The sequence below is a fragment of the Streptomyces sp. Root1304 genome (genome assembly GCF_001426405.1).
GTDB lineage: Bacteria > Actinomycetota > Actinomycetes > Streptomycetales > Streptomycetaceae > Streptomyces.
The window spans coordinates 791,167-810,054 of the sequence record NZ_LMEP01000001.1; the positions used below are offsets into that span (position 1 = coordinate 791,167).

Here is an 18,888-nt window from a genome sequence, read left to right on the forward strand (position 1 = left end):
GATACTGCCCGGGCGTCGGCCGGTGGCGGCGTAGCCCCACGGCGCAGGGCCCCGCACCGCTACGTCGGCGCCCGCCGCGTCAGCTGCGGCGGGCTCGCCACAAGAGGAACAAGGCCGAGGCCACCGCCGCGGCCCGTAGGGTCCACGGCCATGTCTCCGCGAGCGCCGCGCCCATCGCCTCGCCGCCCGGGGCCACCGGGGCGCCCCAGCGTCCGCCCACCCTGCCCCACAGCCACAGCGCGCCCGACGCCGCCGCCACGCCCGGGATCACCAGCACGGCCGTCTTCGCCTCGCCCGGCGTCAGCCGCCGCGACGCGTACGCGAGCAGCCAGCCCGCCGCCAGCGGCACCAGCGAACCGAACAGCGCCCCGCCCAGCAGCAGCAGCGCCGCGAGCAGCACGAAGGGGCTCCCGAAGCGCAGACGGGACACGGGGGCCGCGTCGTACTCCGCGTCGGACTCCGCCTCGGGGGCGTCCGCGGTCCCGCGGCGGCGGAGGATACGGGCCAGGCGGCGGCGCTTCCCCGGTACGGGCTCCTCGTCCTCCGCCTCCTCGTCCTCCTCCTCGGGCAGCGGCTCCACGAAGAGATCGGGGTGCTCCACCCCGCCGACGAACCCCGGGAGGCCGTCCGTCGGGTCCTCCTGCTGCCACCAGTCCGAGGTGTCGTCGAGGAGATCGCCGCCGTCAGCGTCGCCGCCGCCACCGCTGTTGTCGGGCGTGTGGGGGGCGTCGGCGGCGGTGCGGCTGCCCGGCCTGGACTTCCCGAAGAGTGACCTGCCGGACGACGGGGGCTTCCCGGGCGCGGACTTGCCCGACGCGGTCTTGCCCGACGCGGACGTGAAACCGCTCGCCTCCGAGCCCGACCCCGATCCCGACCCCGACCCCGAGCCCGAGCCCGCCCCTGGTCCCGTCCCCTCCCCGCTCCTCCTGCTGCCCGGCAGCCACCCCGGCGTCCTCCCCCGGCGCCCCTCCTTCCGCGGTTGCGGCACCCCGGCCTTCCGCGACGTGCCCCGGGGCGGGGCGTCCTCCGCCTCCCGCGACGCGCCCGGTCCCTCCGCGCGTTCCACCACCTCGTCCGGTGTTCCCAGGGCGCCGAGGATGCCCCGTATCGCCGTCGGGCTCTCCTCGCCGAAGGTGGCGCGGCGGCGGTCGATCTCGTTGCGGAGGGTCGACACCAGCCGCATCCGTTCGCTCGCGGGCAGCTGGCGTTGCTGTGCCAGATCGCCGACCCGGCTCAGATAGTCGTAGACCAACTGGTCGCTCTCGATCCCCACGGTGCCCCTCCACGGCCGGTTCGCCCGGTACGGCCCGACGTTAGCGCCTGCGCAGCGGCTAACGTGGTCCGGATGGGGATCGGTGAGCTCGACCGGGAGGCGCACGTGCCCGAGGTAACTGGTGCCGCCGCGGCGCCCCGCACACTCGCCGAGGCGCTGCGCGCGCGGGGCGACGAGGGGCTCGCCGCGCTGTTGCGGGCCCGGCCCGACCTGCTGGGGCCCGTGCCGAACGATCTGACGCAGCTGGCGACGCGCGCCGGGACGCGGGGTTCGGTGGTGCGGGCGCTGGAGCGGCTCGACCGGTTCGCCCTCCAGACGGCGGAGGCGCTGGCGGTGGCGCCGGACCCGGCCCCGTACCCCGTACTCCTGGCGCTGCTCACCGGCGACGAGGGGGACGCGACGATCGAGGCGGCGCTGCCGGGCGCGGTGGCGTTGCTGCGCGAGCAGGCGCTCGTGTGGGGCGAGGACGACCGGCTGCGGCTGGTGCGGACGGCGCGGGAGCTGCTGGCGCCGTCGGCGCAGCATCCGTCGCCGACGGGGCTCGGGCCGACGGTGGCGGAGGCGACGTCGGGGATGTCGCCGGGCCGGGTGCAGGAGATCATCGCGGCGGCGGGGCTCTCGGCGACGCACGATCCGGTGTCGGCGGTGCGGGTGCTGACGGAGTTGTTCACGGACCGGGTCCGGATGAGCGAGCTGCTCGACACGGCGCCGCCGGACGCGCTGGCGGTCCTGGACCGGCTGGTGTGGGGTCCGCCGTACGGCGAGGTGACGGCGAAGCCGGCGCGGCCGGTGCAGTGGCTGCGGGACCGGGGGCTGCTGCTGCCGGTGTCGGCGCGGACGATGGTGCTGCCGCGTGAGGTGGCGCTGCATCTGCGGGGCGGTCGGGCGCACCGGGCGCCGGAGCCGCTGGCGCCGGAGCTGGGGGTGCAGCGCGAGTACCGCCCACAGGTTGTGGACAGTGCGGCGGCCGGGCAGGCGCAGCTGGCGCTCGCGACGGTCGAGGAGCTGCTGAAGTCCTGGGACCGGGGCGGGCCGCAGGTGCTGCGGGCGGGCGGTCTTTCGGTGCGGGATCTGCGGCGGACGGCGGCGGCGCTCGACGTCACGGAGGAGACGGCCGCGTTCTGGCTGGAGCTCTGTTACGCGGCGGGGCTGCTGGCCTCGGACGGGGAGGCGGACGAGCGGTACGCGCCGACGCCGGCGTACGACGACTGGCTGGACCTGCCGCCGGCGGAGCGCTGGTCGCTGCTGGTGGCGCCGTGGCTGACGGCGACGCGGACGGCGGGGCTGGTCGGCGGGCAGGACGCGAAGGGGCGGGCGCTGTCGGCGCTCGGGCCGGAGCTGGACCGGGCGCCGGCGCCGGAGGTCCGGCACCGGGTGCTGGGGCTGCTGGCGACGCTGCCGCCGGGGTCGGCGGCGGACCCGGAGTCGCTGTTCGCGCGGCTCCGGTGGGAGCGGCCGCTGCGGGGCGCGGGGCAGGGCGGCCGGGCGCCGGAGCAGGTCGCGGGGGCGGGAGCGGGACCTGTCGGGGCCGGTGCGGTCGGGACGGGTGGCGTCGGGGCCGGTGGTTCCGCCGTACCGCCGCCGGCGCCCGGTGATCTGCGGTCGCGGCTCGCCCGCTGGACGCTGGCCGAGGCGGAGCTGCTGGGGCTCACGGGGCGGGGCGCCCTGTCGGGGCCCGCGCGGGCGCTGCTGAACCTGCCGCTGGCGGAGGCGGCGTCGGACGCCGAGCCGGGGGGCGGGGTCGAGCTGTCGGTGGCGGCCGGGCGGGCGGCGACGCTGCTCGCGCCGCTGCTGCCGGAGGCGGTCGACCACGTGCTCCTCCAGGCGGACCTGACGGCGGTGGCGCCGGGGCCGTTGCGGCGGCCGCTGGCGGACGCGCTCGCGGTGCTCGCGGACGTGGAGTCGAAGGGTGGCGCGACGGTCTACCGGTTCACGCCGGGGTCGGTGCGCCGGGCGCTCGACTCGGGGCGGACGGCGTCCGACCTGCACGAGTTCCTGAAGGCGCATTCCCGTACGCCGGTGCCGCAGCCACTCGCGTATCTGATCGACGACGTGGCGCGACGGCACGGGCATCTGCGGGTGGGGGCGGCGTCGGCGTACGTCCGATGCGACGACGACACGGTCCTCGGGGAGATCCTGGCCGACCGGCGTTCGGCGGCGCTGGGGCTGCGGAGGCTGGCGCCGACGGTGCTCGCGGCGCAGACGGACCCGGCGTCGCTGCTCGACGGGCTGCGGTCGATGGGGTACGCGCCGGCGGCGGAGTCGGCGGCGGGCGATGTGCTGATCACCAGGGCGGACGCGTACCGGACGGGCGCGCGGACGGCCCCGGTGCCGGTCCCGGACGGCCCGCCGGCCCCGGACGCGACGCTGCTGGGCGCGGCGGTACGGGCGATCCGGGCGGGCGACCGGGCGGCGACGGCGGTACGGAAGGAACCGGCGGCGGCCCCCACGGCGGCGGGCGCGCTGCCGCGCACCTCGGCGGCGGAGACGCTGGCGACGGTGCAGGCGGCGGCGATGACGGGCTCGGCGGTCTGGATCGGCTACGTGAACGCGGAGGGCGCGGCGAGCCAGCGGGTGATCGCCCCGGTCCGCGTGGAGGGCGGCTTCGTGACGGGCTACGACCACACGGCGGACGAGGTCCGCACGTACCCGCTGCACCGGATCACGGGGGTGGCGGAACTGGCGGACGACCAGGTGTGAGGGCGGTCCGGGTCAGGAGTGGACGTTCCCGGTCAGGAGCATGACGAAGAAGACCGTCGAGCCGACACCGATGAGCAGCCCCGGGTATCCCGCCGCCAGGCCGCACGCCACGACCGCGAGGTTGATCCGGGCCTGACGGCGCCGCCGTGTCCGGGCAAGGCACCAGCTCGGCACGACGGCGGCGAAGGGCAGCAGGAAACCGCTGATCAAGAGGACGGGGAGGGCGGTGAGCATGTCCATCGCCGCCACGGCCATCAGCGACAGGAGAGGCGAGAGCAGGGTCGCCGCGAGCGGCGGCACCCACCAGCGGGGGTCGGCTTCGTCGCCGGGGCCGGAGGCGGCGGCGGTCGGGGCGGGGGCGCCGGAGGCGGAAGGCCGGAGGCTGTTCGTCATGCCCCCATCCCACCCGAGCCCTGCCGCCCGCCCCACCGCACACGTACTCAACCGGCACGGATCCGGTACTCACACCCGGCGGACGCCCCGACGCCCTCTCGGCGACTGACGCGTTCCGGGGCAACCAGCCATTCCGGGCCGCCGCCCGCAGCCCGCAGGAACGCCATGGGCCGCCTCCGGCGTCGGCCGGGAAGCTCGGCGGGGTCCTCGTAGTCCGGAATCACGTCGCGCAGGATGCCGACCCGCCCGGCAGCGTCCCGGACCGGTGCGCCGATGTCCGCCGGGGTGACCATCAGTGGCCCTCGGGGTGGCGGCGCATGAAGACGTTGCAGTCGGTGACGGTCGTCCAGTCGCCGACCGCTCGAGCACGGCTCCGCACGGCGGCGAGTTCGACACGTCCCGCGCATCCCTCGACGGGCGCCGGTTCGCGCCCGAGGTCCAGGGGAAGTTCGATCGGCGGGGCGCTGTAGCGCGCGGGTTCGGTCATGACGGGATCGTCGCGCCGGTCATCAGGACGGAGGAACCTCGTACGTTCCCCACTTTGGGACGTCCCGCAGACGGTAGAACGTCCCGTGAAGTGTCCGGAAAGCCGAGGGAGCACATCATGGCGAACGAGCGGCTTCGAGCCGTCATGGAGACGGGCGGCTGGACACACGCGGCCCTCGCGGACATCACCGGCGTCGATCCGAAGTCGGTCGAACGATGGGTCAATCTCGGGCGGACTCCCCGTCGGGCAACCGCGCTCCAGGCAGCGGAGGCTCTGGGGGAGGACGTGCACGCTCTGTGGCCTGCACTCCGGCAAGCCCGTGCCGCAGCAGCAGTCAGCCCCGAACTCGTCGCACTGTACGGCCAGCGTGCAGACCTCCCGGTGTCGGTGTTTGTCGAGCTCCTCTCTCAGGCGCGGCAACACATCGACGTGCTGGTCTACGCGGCCGTCTTCCTGCACGAGGCGTACCCGCGCCTCAACGACCTCCTGCGCGAACGGGCGGACGACGGGTGTGCGATTCGCGTCGCGGTGGGAGACGCGGACGCCCCGAACGTCCAGCAGCGCGGTCGGGAGGAAAGATTCGGGCACGGCATCGAGTCCCGCTGCCGTCTCGCGTTCCTGCACTACCAGCCTCTCGCGGACGTGCCCGGAATCGAGCTGCGCACGCACGGAACCACGCTCTACAACAGCGTGTACCGCGCCGACGATCACATGCTGGTCAACGCGCACGTGTGGGGCGTGAACGCCTACGGGGCACCCGTGTGGCACCTGCGGCGTCACAGCAGCGGCGGCATGTTCGACACCTACGCGGGGAGCTTCGACGCCGTATGGCAGAACGCCCGGCCCATGGAAGGGTGAGCGTCGTGTCTCGAACCGAGTTCTACGACGACCCCGCCGCCCCCGACCCCAACAGCCTCGTCGTCGCCGCCTCCGCCGTCGTCACCGACGCGCACGGGCGTCTGCTGCTCCAGCTGCGGCGGGACAACGGTCTGTGGGCGCTGCCCGGCGGGGCGATGGACATGGGGGATTCGCTGCCCGGTACGGCCGTGCGGGAGGTCAAGGAGGAGACCGGGCTCGATGTCGAGGTCACCGGGCTCGTCGGTACGTACACCGATCCCCGGCACGTCATCGCCTACAGCGACGGAGAGGTCCGCCGCCAGTTCAACGTGTGTTTCACCGCCCGGATCGTGGGCGGGGACCTGGCCGTCTCGGAAGAGAGCACGGAGCTCCGCTTCGTGGCCCCCGAAGAACTCGACTCGCTTCCCATGCACCACACACAACGGCTACGGATCCGGCACTTCCTCGAGCGGCGGCGGGATCCCTACCTGGGCTAGAAGCCCTCAGGGGCCTCCGGCCGGCGCGCGTGTCGGGCACACTGGAGGATTGGCCGTTATGGGGACGGCACGGTGTCGGAAGGACCTGATCGCGTGAACGGACCTCTTATCGTCCAGAGTGACAAGACGCTGCTCCTGGAGGTCGACCACGAGCTCGCCGAGGCGTGTCGGCGGGTCATCGCGCCCTTTGCCGAGCTGGAGCGGGCTCCCGAGCACATTCACACCTATCGGCTGACGCCCCTCGGGCTGTGGAACGCGCGGGCCGCCGGGCACGACGCCGAGCAGGTCGTCGACGCGCTCGTCGAGTACTCCCGCTACCCCGTGCCCCACGCCCTCCTCGTCGACATCGCCGAGACCATGGCCCGCTACGGGCGCCTCACCCTCTCCAAGCACCCCACCCACGGGCTCGTCCTGACCAGCACCGACCGGCCGGTCCTCGAGGAGATCCTGCGGTCGCGGAAGGTGCAGCCGCTGGTCGGGGAGCGGATCGACGCCGACACCGTCGCCGTCCACCCCTCCGAGCGCGGACAGATCAAGCAGACGCTGCTCAAGCTGGGCTGGCCGGCCGAGGACCTCGCCGGGTACGTCGACGGCGAGGCCCACCGGATCGATCTCGCCGAGGACGGCTGGTCCCTGCGGCCGTACCAGAAGCAGGCCGTCGAGGGCTTCTGGCACGGTGGCTCCGGCGTCGTCGTCCTGCCGTGTGGTGCCGGGAAGACGCTGGTCGGGGCCGGTGCGATGGCCCAGGCCAAGGCGACCACGCTCATCCTGGTCACCAACACCGTCTCCGCCCGCCAGTGGAAGAGCGAGCTGGTGAAGCGCACCTCGCTGACCGAGGACGAGATCGGCGAGTACAGCGGTACGAAGAAGGAGATCCGGCCGGTCACCATCGCCACGTACCAGGTGCTCACCACCCGGCGGAAGGGCGTCTACCCCCACCTGGAGCTCTTCGACTCCCGTGACTGGGGACTCATCGTCTACGACGAGGTCCACCTGCTTCCCGCGCCCGTCTTCAAGTTCACCGCCGACCTCCAGGCCCGGCGGCGGCTCGGGCTCACCGCCACCCTCGTCCGCGAGGACGGGCGCGAGTCCGACGTCTTCTCCCTCATCGGGCCCAAGCGGTTCGACGCCCCCTGGAAGGAGATCGAGGCGCAGGGCTACATCGCGCCCGCCGACTGCGTCGAGGTCCGCGTCAACCTGACCGACTCCGAGCGGCTCGCCTACGCCACCGCCGAGGCCGAGGAGAAGTACCGCTTCTGCGCCACCACGGCGACCAAGCGGAAGGTCACCGAGGCCCTGGTGAAGAAGTTCGAGGGGCAGCAGATCCTCGTCATCGGCCAGTACATCGACCAGCTCGACGAGCTCGGCGAGCACCTCGACGCCCCCGTCATCAAGGGCGAGACCCCGAACGCGCAGCGCGAGAAGCTCTTCGACGCCTTCCGCACCGGCGAGATCAGCGTCCTCGTCGTGTCGAAGGTCGCCAACTTCTCCATCGACCTGCCCGAGGCCACCGTCGCCATCCAGGTGTCCGGCACCTTCGGCTCCCGCCAGGAGGAGGCACAGCGCCTCGGCCGTGTCCTCCGGCCGAAGGCCGACGGCCACCAGGCGCACTTCTACTCGGTCGTCGCCCGCGACACCATCGACCAGGACTTCGCCGCCCACCGGCAGCGGTTCCTCGCCGAGCAGGGGTACGCCTACCGGATCGTCGACGCGGACGAACTGCTCGCGCCGTAGCCGCCCCGCCCCGTACGGGCTCCGCCCCGCCCCGTACGGGCTCCGCCCCGCCCCGTACGGGGCCGGGCCCGGCCTCGCGCGCTCAGTCCATCAGCGCGAGGAGCGGACCCGCGGCCCCCAGGGCGTACTGGGCGACCACCAGGCCCTTACGGGGGCCGATCAGCGCCGCCACGCCCGTGGCGGCGCCCAGGCCCACGGCCCAGAAGCCGGCCGCCATGAAGCCGTCGTCGACGCCGTCCCCGTCGACGGCGTCGAGGAGTCCCAGGGCGCCCGTCACCACCAGGCACACCGCGAGGAAGAGGAACCCGCCCGCTGCGGTGAAGCGGAGGGCCCGGGTGCTGGGGCCCGTGGCCGGGGTGCCGGTGGTCGCGGTCGCGGCGGGCTCGGTGCTCGTGGCGGGCTTCGTCGTCATGTGCCGATCACATCAGCGCTCCCCCGGCGCCCACAGCCGTGCGCGTACTCAGTCCGGGCCCGGCGCGTACTCAGGTCGCGGGTTCCGCACGCCCGCCTCCGGTGGGCCGTAGTCGCCGAGGAGGGTCACGGCGGCCGCCGCGCCGCCGAAGGCGCGTATCGCGCGCAACGCCGTGCCGAGGGGGCGGACGCGGGGGCGGGGGACGGTGGTCACGAGGGTGAAGGTCGTCGCGGTCATGCCTCCATCATCGAATTCGGACATTACGAACACATCGCCCTGGGGGTGGAATCCGGGTCCCCCTCACGTCGGACCCCACCCCCTAGGGGTTCCGTGGTTCGCCCGGCCGCCCGGCCGGAGTTACACTTCTCGGCTTCCCCGCTTCCCGTTCGTGGAGCGCCGCCGTCCGGTCGGAAACCGGCGGCCACCTTGTCGTGTCCGCGTATCCACCTGCCCGGAGGCCTCACTGTGTCCGCATCCGATCCGCTCGCGCACGAGCGCGCCCATCTCGCCTCCTCCCGCGCCGCCCTGCGCGCGATGCGCGAGGACGTGGAGGCGCTCGACATCAAGGACGTCACCGCGAACTGGGTGAACTCCCTGATCCTCGGCCGGCAGATCGAGGAGCGGATCAAGGCACTGGCCGACCTCTCCCACACGCCGCTGTTCTTCGGGCGCCTCGACTACCTGCACACCACGCAGGAGGGGCAGCGTTTCTACATCGGGCGCCGGCACGTCCACGACGCCCAGGGCGACCCGATGGTGATCGACTGGCGTGCGCCGGTCTCGCAGCCGTACTACCAGGCCTCGCGGAAGGACCCGCAGGACGTCGGCCTGCGGCGCCGCTTCGGGTACACCGGCGGCGAGCTGACCGCGTACGAGGACGAGCACCTCTCCGACCCCGGCGAGCTGGAGCGGACCAGCCGGCTGCTCCAGACCGAGATCGAGCGGCCCCGCGTCGGCCCCATGCGCGACATCGTCGCCACGATCCAGCCGGAGCAGGACGGCATCGTCCGCTCCGACCTGTCGGGGACGGTGTGCGTGCAGGGCGGCCCCGGCACCGGCAAGACGGCCGTCGGCCTGCACCGTGTCGCGTACCTCCTCTACGCGCACCGGGAGCGGCTCGCCCGCACCGGCACCCTGGTCATCGGGCCGAACCGGTCCTTCCTCCAGTACATCGAGCAGGTGCTGCCCGCCCTGGGCGAGCTGGAGGTGAAGCAGGCCACCGTCGACGACCTCGTCGCGCACGTCGAGGTGCGGGGGACGGACGAGGCGGCGACGGCGGTCGTCAAGGGCGACGCCCGGATGGCGGAGCTGCTGCGCCGGGCGCTGCGCTCGCACGTCTCGCTGCCGAAGGAGTCCCTGATGGTGGTGCGCGGCTCGCGCCGCTGGCGGGTGCCCGCGTACGAGATCGAGGAGATGGTGCGGGAGCTGCTGGACCGGGACATGCGGTACGGGGCCGCCCACGAGGCGCTGCCGCAGCGCATCGCGCACGCCGTCCTGGTCCGCATGGAGGAGGCGGGCGAGGCGCCCGACGACCGGGTGCAGAACACGGTCGCCCGGAACGCCGCCGTGAAGGCGGTCGTGAAGGAGTGCTGGCCGGCGGTGGACCCCGCGAAGCTGGTGCTGCGGCTGCTCGGCGACGCCGAGTTCCTGGCGGAGCACGCCGAGGGGCTGCTCACCGAGGACGAGCAGAAGCTGCTGCTGTGGGCGAAGCCGGCCCGCAGCGTGAAGACGGCGAAGTGGTCGGCGGCGGACGCGGTCCTCGTCGACGAGGCGCGGGACCTGGTGGAGCGGACGCACTCGCTCGGGCACGTGGTCCTCGACGAGGCGCAGGACCTGTCGCCGATGCAGTACCGGGCGGTGGGCCGCCGCTGCACGACCGGTTCGGCAACGATCCTCGGCGACCTGGCGCAGGGCACGACGCCCTGGGCGACGGAGAGCTGGGCGCAGGCGCTCGGGCACCTGGGCAAGCCGGAGGCCCTGGTGGAGGAGCTGACGGCCGGTTTCCGCGTGCCGCGCGAGGTGATCGCGTACGCCTCGCGGCTGCTGCCGTTCATGTCGCCGGGGCTCGCGGCGGTCGAGTCGGTGCGGGAGAACCCCGGTTCGCTGGAGGTGCGGCACACGGACGCGCTCGACGCGGAGGTCGTCGCGGCCTGCGCCGAGGCGCTCGCGCACGAGGGCTCGATCGGTCTGATCGCCGCCGACGCGCGGATCGCGCCGCTCGCGGAGGCGCTGACGGCCGCCGGTCTCGCCTACCTCTCCCCCGGTGAGGAGACGACCGCCGAGTCGCGTCTGACGCTGGTGCCCGCCTCGCTCGCGAAGGGTCTGGAGTACGACTACGTGGTCCTGGACGAGCCGGCGGCGGTCGTCGACGGCGAACCGGACGAGCGGACCGGGCTGCGCCGGCTGTACGTGGCGCTGACGCGTGCGGTGTCGGGGCTCGCGGTCGTCCACTCCGCTCCCGTTCCGCACCAGTTGGGCGCGCTGTGAGCGGTGCGGGGCCCGTGCGCGGCGCCGTCGGGTCGCTGCATCACGTCGAGGTGTGGGTGGGGGACCTGGAGCACGCCGAGGAGAGTTTCGGGTGGCTGCTCGGCGCGCTCGGGTACGCGCCGTTCCAGCGGTGGGAGGGCGGCCGGAGCTGGGCGCTCGGCTCCTGCTACCTGGTCGTCGAGCGGTCCCCCGCCCGTACGTCGGACCGGCACGACCGGCTGCGGCCCGGCCTGAACCACCTGGCGTTCCACGCCGGGGACCGGGCCGCCGTCGACGCGCTCGCCGCCGAGGCGCCGGCGCACGGCTGGCGGCTGCTGTTCGCGGACCGGCACCCGTACGCCGGGGGCGAGGGGGTCTACGCGGCCTACCTGGAGAACGCCGACGGGTTCGAGGTGGAACTCGTCGCCGATCCGGTCGGACACGACCGATGAGTTTCGGCGTACTCCCCCGTCTATAGGTTGTAGTCGGTGCTGCTGAGCACCAGTCACGAACCTCACGGGAGATCCAGATGCGCACCCTGATCAGCACCGCCTTCGTCTCGCTCGACGGTGTCGTGGAGGCCCCCGGCGGCGAGCCCGGCTACCGCAACTCCGGCTGGACCTTCAAGGACATGGAGTTCCTGCCGGAGGCGTACGCCCTCAAGGGCGAGGAGCAGCAGGAGGCCACCGCGATGCTGTTCGGCCGGACCAGCTACGAGGCGTTCAGCCCCGTCTGGCCCGACATGGAGGAGTTCGCGGCCTACAAGGCGATGCCGAAGTACGTGGTGTCGACGACGCTCACCGAGGACGACCTCGTGGACAACTGGGGCGAGACCACGATCCTGCGCTCGCTCGACGAGGTCGCCGCGCTGAAGGAGACCGAGGGCGGCCCGATCATCATGCACGGCAGCGCGTCGCTGGGCCGGTCGCTCTCGGACGCCGGGCTGATCGACCGGTACAACCTGCTCGTCTTCCCGCTGCTCCTCGGCGCGGGCAAGCGGCTGTTCAGCGACACGGACAAGGACACGCAGAAGCTGAAGCTCGTCGAGCACGAGGCCTACGCGAACGGCATGCAGAAGAACGTCTTCGAGGTCGTGCGCTGAACCCTGACAGGGTCGGGGGCATGGGAGGGGCGCCCCCTGTCAGGGGCAGGACCCTGACAGGGTCCTGCCCCTGACAGGGCGGGTCAGAGCTTCGCGTACTCCGCGAGTGCCTCCGTCCGGGCGCGGCGGGCCACCGCCGCCAGGACCCGGTTCGTGTCGCGGTAGTAGTGCTCGGTGACCAGACCCCAGGCGAGTGCCCAGCCCCGCCCGCGCTCCCAGGTCATGTCGTCGACGCGGGCCGCCTCCCGGAAGAGGGGGCGGGTGTCGGCGGTGAACATCGTCCAGGCGGGCATCGTGTCGCAGGCCGGGTCGCCCGTGCCGAGGGCGCCGAAGTCGATGACGGCGCTGAGCCGGCCGTCGCGGCCGAGCAGGTTGCCGGGGAGCAGGTCGCCGTGCACCCAGACGGGCGCGCCGTCCCACTGCGGGAGCCGGAGGACCGACTCCCAGGCGGCGGTCGCGAGTTCCGCGTCGACCAGGCCGTCGGCGGCGAGGTCCCGGACGGCGCCCGGCAGGTGGCCGTCCTCCCAGCCGGTGACCGGGCCGCCCCGGGAGGAGGCGGGCCCGTCGCCCGCGTCGACGACGCGCAGGGCGGCGCCGAAGCGGCCCAGTTCGACGGCCGTGTGGGCGAGGTCGGTGAGCGGGGCGTCGTACGTGTCGTCCCCGTCGAGCCAGGCGAACACCGACCAGACCCGGCCGTATCCCTCCCCTGGCACTCCCCGCCCGACCGGTACCGGCACGGGCAGGGGCAGGTGCGGTGCGAGGTGGGGCAGCCAGCGCTGCTCCTTCTCGGCCTGGCCTTCCGACCAGGCGGCCTTGGGCAGGCGTACGGCGAGTTCGTCACCGAGCCGGAACATCGCGTTGTCGGTGCCGGCGGAGTCGACCTCCCGTACGGGAAGCCCCGCCCAGTCGGGGAACTGGGCGGCGATCAGCCGCTCGACGAGTGCGGTGTCGATGGCGGGGCCGGGAGAGGTCATGCGCGCGACGGTAGCCGTCACGCGCCTTCCGGGCCACGGGGTTTCGGCTCCCCCGGCCCCTCCAGGATCAGGTCTCCGGCCCGGGCGAGGACCTCGGCGCGGGTGCGGCCCCGGTGGTCGGCGGCGAGGAAGTGGTGGCCGATGGCCACGCAGAAGGCGAGGAGGGCGCGGGCCTCGACCTCGTCGGGGTCGGAACAGAAGGTGCCGATCATCTCGCGAAGCAGGTCCATGCGCCGGTTGTCGACGCGGCGCAGGCGGGCGGCGACGGTCTCGTCGCGCCGGGCCCAGTCGCGGACGGCGAGGTCGATGGGGCGCAGCCGGTCGCCGGAGAAGGTGAGCATGCCGGCGAGCGTGATGAGGGCCCTCGGGTCGCCGCCCTCCTCCTGCCGGACGCGGTCGATGACCTGGTCGGTGGCTTCTCGTTCCCAGGTGTCGAGCATGGCGGCGAGGAGTGCGTCGCGGTCGGCGAAGTAGCCGTAGAAGCCGCCTTTGGTGACGCCGAGGCGTTTGGCGAGCACCTCGATCCGGACGGCGTCGGGGCCGCCGTCGGCGAGGACGGTCAGGCCCTCCTCCACCCATCGTTCGCGCGGTGTGCGTGCGGCGCCCATGGTGTGTCCCTCCTCACCCGGCGGCCGAATATACGCCTCCGTACATTCGGTCTGACATGGTTGACCTCGTAGTTGTACGCCAGCGTATAGAACGAAGGTGGCAGCGGTCATGAGACTTCCCGTGCGCGAACACACCGGCCGGCCGTGGCGGATCCACGAGTTCACCCCCGACTTCACGACCGAGGACGTGTGGTCCTACCGCACCCCGGGTGCCGGGCCCGACGACTTCGCGACCGCGCTCGCCGCGATCACGGCCGACGCGAGCCTCACCGAGCCGTCCGGGCCGACGAGGTTCCTGATGGCGGTGCGCTGGAAGCTGGGCGCCCTGCTCGGCTGGGACGACCCGAAGGCCGGTCTCGGCCCGCGCGTCCCGTCGCTGCGCGACCGCCTGCCGGAGGAGCTGACGGAGACGGTGGACCCCGCCGCCGGCCCCGGCCCGTTCGTCCCGCTGTACGAGCTGCACGACGAGTGCGCCCGCGAGCTGGCGAACAGGACCGTCCACGCGGTCATGCACCTGGGCTGGGTGGAGACGCCCGACGGCGGCCACGAGCTCCGCATGGCGGTCCTGGTCAAGCCCAACGGGCGCTTCGGCCGCCTCTACATGGCCCTGATCGCGCCCTTCCGGTACCTGATCGTCTATCCGGCGATGACCCGCCGCCGGGAAGCCGCCTGGCGGGACCGGGAGCGCCGGCCGGGGCGGTGACCCGGTTCGGGCGGCGTCCGGCTCGGACCGTCCGGGAGCCGAGCCGTACGCGTGGGGCGTCCGGCATGAGCGTGCAGGCCGTCGGCGCCCCCTCGCCGGGACCTACGCGTCCAGCGCCTCCCGCCACGTCCGCACCGCGTCCGCGGAGACCGGGGCCGCCCAGCCGCGGGGGCGGGCCGCGCCGCCGATGTGGAAGGCGTCCAGGCCGGCCGCGCGGAGTTCGGGGAGGTGGTCGAGGCGGAGGCCGCCGCCGACGAGGATCCGCGCCTCGTAGCCGGGCTCGCCCGTGCGGGCCGCCTCGGCCTTGAGGGTGGCGAGGCCGTCGTCGACGCCGGTGGCGGCGCCGGCCGTGAGGTAGGTGTCGAGGCCGGGCAGGTCGGCGAGGCGCTTGCGGAGGCCGTCGCGGTCGGCGGCGCGGTCGATCGCCCGGTGGAAGGTCCAGCGGGCGCCGTCGAGGACGGCGAGGAGGCGCTCGACGGCCACGAGGTCGGGCTCGCCGTCGGGGGTGAGGAAGCCGAGGACGAACTCGTCCGCCCCCGCCTCGCGCAGGTCCAGGGCCCGCCCGACCAGGGCGTCGACGTCGCCGGCCGCGAATCCGTCGGTGAGGCGGAGCATCACGCGCAGCGGGATGTCGACGGCGGCGCGGATCGCGGCGAAGCCGGTCCGGGACGGGGTGAGGCCGTCCGCCGCCATGTCGGTGACGAGTTCGAGGCGGTCGGCGCCACCGGTCTGGGCAGCGACCGCGTCTTCCTCGTCGAGGGCGATCACCTCAAGGACTGCACGGTTGCTCATCGAGCCCATTCCTCCATGAATGACGGCTATAGGTCTAGTCCAATGACCAGACTAGCCGTGCGCGTGCCCTCCCGCACCGTGCTCGGTCGCGGAGGCCGCCGGAGCGGGCGCCTGCGCGGGCGCCTTCCCGTTCGCGCCCGCCGTCACGGTGAAGGCCGCCGTCCGTACCTTTCCCTGGTGCTGGAAGTCCAGGAACAGACGGTACGTGCCCGCGCTGGGTGCCGTCGCCGTGAAGGAGACGTCGGGGCCGGGGCCGCCCTCGTTCGGGTGCACGTGGAGGTAGGCGAGGTCGCCGTCGCGGAGGGCGACGAGGTGCCCGTACGCCCCGAGGTACGGCTCCAGGTCGGTGACCGGCTTCCCGGCCTTGGTGACGGTGAGCCGCAGCTCGCCGGCCTTGCCGGGGTCCAGGGTGCCACCGAGGCGGACCTGGTAGCCGTCGACGGCCGCGGTCGGCGCGATGGCGGGCAGCGGCTTCGGCGCGTACGCCCCCGGTACGGAGAGGTCGGCGCCGAGCGTGACGCCCTTGGCGCCGGGCGCGGCGGGCTTGAAGTCGGCGAAGGCCTTGTAGCCGCCGGCGGCGGGCAGGTCGACGGGGGTCGTCCAGGTGCCGTCGGCCGCCTTCACGGGGTGCAGGTGGCGGAAGGTGTTGAGGTCGCGCGAGGCGACGATGAAGTGCAGTTCCTTGCCGTGCTCGGTGGTGAAGGCGGTGACCTTCTTGCCGGCGGCGTCCTTGACGGAGAACTTCAGGACGCTGCGGCCCGCGGTGGTGACGGGGGTCTCCAGGGCGAGGGTGTAGCCGCCGTCGGAGACCTGGAGGCCGCCGGGGAGGTTCGCGGCGGCGGCGGGCGCGGCCTCCTCGTGGCCGGCGTGACCGTCGGCGGCGGGGCTCTTGGTGGCGGTGGGCGCGGCAGCGTGGTCGCCGTGCTCTGCCTTCTTGGGCTCCTCGACGGGGCCGACGCCCGTGCCCACCCCGTACGCGGCCCCGAAGGTCGCGGCGAGCGCGGCGGCGTAGGCAGTGATCTTCACTCCGGTGTTCATGGCTGCTCTCCCGTACGTGGGTGGGGTGGCTGATCCGTGCGGCGCGTCGCGCCCGTGAGGGGCGCACCGCGCTGTCCGATGCACTTCACCATACCCCTGGGGGGTATCAAGTCAAGTCGGGGAACGGCTTGCGTCGGATACGGGAGGGGGGTATACATGGACTCACAACCGAATACCCCCCGAGGGTATCGGACCGGATTCGACCGAGGAGGAAGCCATGGGCTCCTGCTGCACCCCCGACAACAGCTGCTCGACCACGGAGGCCACCGCCGTCGCGGTCGCCGACAGCACCGCCACGGTCTACGCCGTCTCCGGCATGACCTGCGGGCACTGCAGGACCGCGATCACCAAGTCCGTCAGCGCCCTGGACGGCGTCCTCGCCGTGGACGTCGACGTGGACGCCGGCCTGGTGACCGTGACCACGGGCGGCGAGCCCGACGACGCCGCGATCACCGCGGCGGTCGACGACGCGGGCTACGAGCTCACCGGCCGCGCCGCCTGACCGAACAGCCCCCTCGGCCGCCGGGGCCCGCCCACCACGCCCGGGCCCCGGCCCCCGACACCCCGCAAATGAGGAGCAGGAGCTCATGACAACGACGACACCCGGGACCGCCCAGGTCGAGCTCGCCATCGGCGGCATGACCTGCGCCTCATGTGCGGCCCGTATCGAGAAGAAGCTCAACCGGATGGACGGGGTCGAGGCCACCGTCAACTACGCCACCGAGAAGGCGAAGGTCACCTTCGACGCCGACATCGACGTCGCCGCGCTGATCGCCACCGTCGAGGCCACCGGCTACACCGCCGCCGAACCGCAGCCCGAGCGCCCCGCGAGCGGCGGCGGCGAGGAGGGCCCGACCGACGAGGAGAAGGCCGACGAGGAGCTGCGGCCCCTCAAGCAGCGGCTGATCACCGCCGTCACGCTCGCCGTGCCGGTCATCGCGATGGCGATGGTCCCGGCGCTCCAGATCGAGTACTGGCAGTGGCTGAGCCTCACGCTCACCGCGCCGGTCGTCGTCTACGCCGCCTGGCCCTTCCACAAGGCCGCCTGGACCAACGCCAAGCACGGCGCGGCCACCATGGACACCCTGATCTCGGTCGGCACGATCGCCGCGTTCCTGTGGTCCCTGTGGGCGCTGTTCTTCGGCACCGCCGGCACGCCGGGGATGACCCACGCCTTCGAGTTCACGATCGCCCGTACCGACGGCGCCGGGAACATCTACCTGGAGGCCGCGGCCGGCGTCACCGCCTTCATCCTCGCGGGCCGCTACTTCGAGGCCCGCTCGAAGCGCAAGGCGGGCGCCGCGCTCAAGGCGCTGATGCAGCTGGGCGCCAAGGAGGTGACCGTCCTCAGGAACGGCCAGGAGGTCACCGTACCGACGGCCGACCTGCAGGTCGGGGACCGCTTCCTGGTCCGCCCCGGCGAGAAGATCGCCACCGACGGCACCGTCGTCGAGGGTTCGTCCGCCGTGGACGCCTCCATGCTCACCGGCGAGTCCGTCCCGGTCGAGGTCTCGGTCGGCGACTCCGTCACCGGCGCCACCCTGAACGCCGGCGGCCGACTGGTCGTCGAGGCCACCCGCGTCGGCTCCGACACCCAGCTCGCCCGGATGGCGAAGCTCGTCGAGGACGCCCAGAACGGCAAGGCCGCCGCCCAGCGCCTCGCCGACCGGATCTCGGCCGTCTTCGTCCCGGTCGTCATCGCGCTCGCCCTCGGCACCCTCGGCTTCTGGCTGGGTACGGGTCAGGGCCTGACCGCCGCCTTCACCGCGGCCGTCGCCGTCCTGATCATCGCCTGCCCCTGCGCCCTCGGCCTGGCCACCCCGACCGCCCTCATGGTCGGCACCGGCCGCGGCGCCCAGCTCGGCATCCTGATCAAGGGACCCGAGGTCCTGGAGACCACCCGCAAGGTCGACACGATCGTCCTCGACAAGACCGGCACCGTCACCACCGGCCGGATGACCCTGATCAAGGTCCACACCGCCGAGGGCGTCGACGAGACGGACGTGCTGCGCCTGGCCGGCGCCCTGGAGCACTCCTCCGAGCACCCGATCGCCCAGGCCGTCGCCACCGGCGCCGCCGCCAAGGTCGGCACCCTGCCGACCCCCGAGGATTTCGCCAACATTCCCGGTCTCGGCGTGCAGGGCGTCGTCGAGGGCCACGCCGTCCTCGTCGGCCGCGAGAAGCTGCTCGACGAGTGGGCCATGGCGCTCCCCGCGGACCTCAAGTCCGCGAAGGACGCCGCCGAGAAGACCGGCAAGACCGCCATCGCGGTGGCCTGGGACGGCGAGGCCCGTGCGGTCCTGGAGGTCGCCGACGCCGTCAAGGAGACCAGCGCCGAGGCCATCAAGCGGCTCCGCGCGCTCGGTCTGACGCCGATCCTGCTCACCGGTGACAACAAGGCGGTCGCGGAGGCCGTCGCCGCCGAGGTCGGCATCGACGAGGTCATCGCGGAGGTCATGCCGCAGGACAAGGTCGACGTGGTCAAGAAGCTCCAGGCGGAGGGCCGTTCGGTCGCCATGGTCGGCGACGGCGTCAACGACGCCGCCGCGCTCGCCCAGGCCGACCTGGGCCTGGCGATGGGCACCGGCACGGACGCCGCCATCGAGGCCGGCGACCTGACCCTCGTACGGGGCGACCTGCGGGCCGCGGCCGACGCGATCAGGCTCTCCCGCAAGACGCTCGGCACGATCCGCTCGAACCTGTTCTGGGCCTTCGCCTACAACGTGGCGGCCCTGCCGCTCGCCGCGGCCGGACTGCTCAACCCGATGATCGCGGGCGCGGCCATGGCCTTCTCCTCGGTCTTCGTGGTCGGCAACAGCCTCCGCCTGCGGGGCTTCCAGGCCGCCGACCGCTGACGAACGCCCTTCCCTCC

Annotated in this window: 19 protein-coding genes; 10 read left to right on the forward strand and 9 right to left on the reverse strand. The window is 73.5% G+C overall.

Going from position 1 to position 18,888, the window contains the following annotated elements; all coding sequences use genetic code 11:
• Window positions 1-79 precede the first annotated feature (79 nt).
• Window positions 80-1,273 (reverse strand): hypothetical protein, encoded by a 1,194-nt coding sequence (locus ASD33_RS03600; protein ID WP_056552967.1) that lies wholly within the window; start codon window positions 1,271-1,273, stop codon window positions 80-82.
• Window positions 1,274-1,345: 72 nt separating this feature from the next.
• Here ASD33_RS03600 and ASD33_RS03605 point away from each other — a divergent pair, with 72 nt between their 5' ends.
• The gene (locus tag ASD33_RS03605; protein WP_056552970.1) at window positions 1,346-3,973 is read left to right on the forward strand and encodes a helicase C-terminal domain-containing protein; all 2,628 of its coding nucleotides are present in this window, start codon (window positions 1,346-1,348) and stop codon (window positions 3,971-3,973) included.
• 12 nt (window positions 3,974-3,985) lie between these two features.
• Here ASD33_RS03605 and ASD33_RS03610 read toward each other — a convergent pair whose 3' ends face one another.
• On the reverse strand, window positions 3,986-4,366 hold the full coding sequence (locus ASD33_RS03610; protein ID WP_056552973.1) for a hypothetical protein: 381 nt from the start codon (window positions 4,364-4,366) through the stop codon (window positions 3,986-3,988).
• A 292-nt stretch (window positions 4,367-4,658) separates the two neighbouring features.
• On the reverse strand, window positions 4,659-4,853 hold the full coding sequence (locus ASD33_RS03620; RefSeq protein WP_056552980.1) for a hypothetical protein: 195 nt from the start codon (window positions 4,851-4,853) through the stop codon (window positions 4,659-4,661).
• 117 nt (window positions 4,854-4,970) lie between these two features.
• Between ASD33_RS03620 and ASD33_RS03625 the strand changes: the two genes are divergently transcribed.
• From ASD33_RS03625 to ASD33_RS03635, 3 genes are all read left to right on the forward strand, one after another.
• Window positions 4,971-5,711, forward strand: a complete 741-nt coding sequence (locus ASD33_RS03625) for a helix-turn-helix transcriptional regulator (protein ID WP_056552984.1) — start codon at window positions 4,971-4,973, stop codon at window positions 5,709-5,711.
• A 5-nt stretch (window positions 5,712-5,716) separates the two neighbouring features.
• Window positions 5,717-6,187 carry an NUDIX domain-containing protein gene (locus tag ASD33_RS03630; RefSeq protein WP_056553846.1) on the forward strand — a complete coding sequence of 157 codons (471 nt, stop codon included), beginning with the start codon at window positions 5,717-5,719 and terminating at the stop codon, window positions 6,185-6,187.
• A gap of 93 nt (window positions 6,188-6,280) precedes the next feature.
• Complete coding sequence (locus ASD33_RS03635; protein ID WP_056552987.1) at window positions 6,281-7,921, forward strand: DNA repair helicase XPB; 1,641 nt, start codon at window positions 6,281-6,283, stop codon at window positions 7,919-7,921.
• Window positions 7,922-8,003: 82 nt separating this feature from the next.
• Here the strand turns inward: ASD33_RS03635 and ASD33_RS03640 are convergent, their stop codons facing one another.
• Window positions 8,004-8,333 carry a hypothetical protein gene (locus ASD33_RS03640; RefSeq protein WP_056552990.1) on the reverse strand — a complete coding sequence of 110 codons (330 nt, stop codon included), beginning with the start codon at window positions 8,331-8,333 and terminating at the stop codon, window positions 8,004-8,006.
• Between the two features lie 48 nt (window positions 8,334-8,381).
• Entirely contained in the window at window positions 8,382-8,570 is a 189-nt protein-coding gene (locus tag ASD33_RS03645) for a hypothetical protein (protein WP_056552993.1), read from the reverse strand.
• A 228-nt stretch (window positions 8,571-8,798) separates the two neighbouring features.
• Here ASD33_RS03645 and ASD33_RS03650 point away from each other — a divergent pair, with 228 nt between their 5' ends.
• From ASD33_RS03650 to ASD33_RS03660, 3 genes are all read left to right on the forward strand, one after another.
• Window positions 8,799-10,820, forward strand: coding sequence for a UvrD-helicase domain-containing protein (locus ASD33_RS03650; protein WP_242426817.1), 2,022 nt, complete (start codon window positions 8,799-8,801; stop codon window positions 10,818-10,820).
• A gap of 14 nt (window positions 10,821-10,834) precedes the next feature.
• Complete coding sequence (locus tag ASD33_RS03655; protein WP_056552997.1) at window positions 10,835-11,251, forward strand: VOC family protein; 417 nt, start codon at window positions 10,835-10,837, stop codon at window positions 11,249-11,251.
• A 77-nt stretch (window positions 11,252-11,328) separates the two neighbouring features.
• A complete protein-coding gene (locus ASD33_RS03660) occupies window positions 11,329-11,901 on the forward strand; it encodes a dihydrofolate reductase family protein (protein ID WP_056553000.1) in 573 nt (190 codons plus the stop codon).
• An 83-nt stretch (window positions 11,902-11,984) separates the two neighbouring features.
• Here ASD33_RS03660 and ASD33_RS03665 read toward each other — a convergent pair whose 3' ends face one another.
• Window positions 11,985-12,875, reverse strand: coding sequence for an aminoglycoside phosphotransferase family protein (locus ASD33_RS03665; protein ID WP_056553003.1), 891 nt, complete (start codon window positions 12,873-12,875; stop codon window positions 11,985-11,987).
• 17 nt (window positions 12,876-12,892) lie between these two features.
• Window positions 12,893-13,483 carry a TetR/AcrR family transcriptional regulator gene (locus ASD33_RS03670; RefSeq protein ID WP_056553007.1) on the reverse strand — a complete coding sequence of 197 codons (591 nt, stop codon included), beginning with the start codon at window positions 13,481-13,483 and terminating at the stop codon, window positions 12,893-12,895.
• Window positions 13,484-13,592: 109 nt separating this feature from the next.
• Here ASD33_RS03670 and ASD33_RS03675 point away from each other — a divergent pair, with 109 nt between their 5' ends.
• Window positions 13,593-14,186, forward strand: coding sequence for a DUF2867 domain-containing protein (locus ASD33_RS03675; RefSeq protein WP_056553010.1), 594 nt, complete (start codon window positions 13,593-13,595; stop codon window positions 14,184-14,186).
• Between the two features lie 102 nt (window positions 14,187-14,288).
• Here ASD33_RS03675 and ASD33_RS03680 read toward each other — a convergent pair whose 3' ends face one another.
• Window positions 14,289-14,978 carry a copper homeostasis protein CutC gene (locus ASD33_RS03680; RefSeq protein ID WP_056553013.1) on the reverse strand — a complete coding sequence of 230 codons (690 nt, stop codon included), beginning with the start codon at window positions 14,976-14,978 and terminating at the stop codon, window positions 14,289-14,291.
• Window positions 14,979-15,029: 51 nt separating this feature from the next.
• Window positions 15,030-16,016, reverse strand: a complete 987-nt coding sequence (locus ASD33_RS03685; protein WP_056553015.1) for a hypothetical protein — start codon at window positions 16,014-16,016, stop codon at window positions 15,030-15,032.
• A 217-nt stretch (window positions 16,017-16,233) separates the two neighbouring features.
• Here ASD33_RS03685 and ASD33_RS03690 point away from each other — a divergent pair, with 217 nt between their 5' ends.
• Both ASD33_RS03690 and ASD33_RS03695 read left to right on the forward strand, forming a co-directional pair.
• Window positions 16,234-16,518, forward strand: coding sequence for a heavy-metal-associated domain-containing protein (locus tag ASD33_RS03690; protein ID WP_056553018.1), 285 nt, complete (start codon window positions 16,234-16,236; stop codon window positions 16,516-16,518).
• Window positions 16,519-16,603: 85 nt separating this feature from the next.
• Window positions 16,604-18,871, forward strand: coding sequence for a heavy metal translocating P-type ATPase (locus ASD33_RS03695; protein WP_056553021.1), 2,268 nt, complete (start codon window positions 16,604-16,606; stop codon window positions 18,869-18,871).
• The last annotated feature ends 17 nt before the right edge of the window (window positions 18,872-18,888 follow it).

What these genes read in the sequence shown, in the direction of transcription:
- ASD33_RS03690 (WP_056553018.1), top strand. Translation starts at nt 16,234, where the DNA reads ATGGGCTCCTGCTGCACCCCCGACAACAGCTGCTCGACCACGGAGGCC.
- ASD33_RS03620 (WP_056552980.1), bottom strand. Translation starts at nt 4,853, where the DNA reads ATGACCGAACCCGCGCGCTACAGCGCCCCGCCGATCGAACTTCCCCTG.
- ASD33_RS03685 (WP_056553015.1), bottom strand. Translation starts at nt 16,016, where the DNA reads ATGAACACCGGAGTGAAGATCACTGCCTACGCCGCCGCGCTCGCCGCG.
- ASD33_RS03675 (WP_056553010.1), top strand. Translation starts at nt 13,593, where the DNA reads ATGAGACTTCCCGTGCGCGAACACACCGGCCGGCCGTGGCGGATCCAC.
- ASD33_RS03695 (WP_056553021.1), top strand. Translation starts at nt 16,604, where the DNA reads ATGACAACGACGACACCCGGGACCGCCCAGGTCGAGCTCGCCATCGGC.
- ASD33_RS03640 (WP_056552990.1), bottom strand. Translation starts at nt 8,333, where the DNA reads ATGACGACGAAGCCCGCCACGAGCACCGAGCCCGCCGCGACCGCGACC.
- ASD33_RS03670 (WP_056553007.1), bottom strand. Translation starts at nt 13,483, where the DNA reads ATGGGCGCCGCACGCACACCGCGCGAACGATGGGTGGAGGAGGGCCTG.
- ASD33_RS03610 (WP_056552973.1), bottom strand. Translation starts at nt 4,366, where the DNA reads ATGACGAACAGCCTCCGGCCTTCCGCCTCCGGCGCCCCCGCCCCGACC.
- ASD33_RS03660 (WP_056553000.1), top strand. Translation starts at nt 11,329, where the DNA reads ATGCGCACCCTGATCAGCACCGCCTTCGTCTCGCTCGACGGTGTCGTG.
- ASD33_RS03665 (WP_056553003.1), bottom strand. Translation starts at nt 12,875, where the DNA reads ATGACCTCTCCCGGCCCCGCCATCGACACCGCACTCGTCGAGCGGCTG.
- ASD33_RS03605 (WP_056552970.1), top strand. Translation starts at nt 1,346, where the DNA reads ATGGGGATCGGTGAGCTCGACCGGGAGGCGCACGTGCCCGAGGTAACT.
- ASD33_RS03680 (WP_056553013.1), bottom strand. Translation starts at nt 14,978, where the DNA reads ATGAGCAACCGTGCAGTCCTTGAGGTGATCGCCCTCGACGAGGAAGAC.
- ASD33_RS03625 (WP_056552984.1), top strand. Translation starts at nt 4,971, where the DNA reads ATGGCGAACGAGCGGCTTCGAGCCGTCATGGAGACGGGCGGCTGGACA.
- ASD33_RS03645 (WP_056552993.1), bottom strand. Translation starts at nt 8,570, where the DNA reads ATGACCGCGACGACCTTCACCCTCGTGACCACCGTCCCCCGCCCCCGC.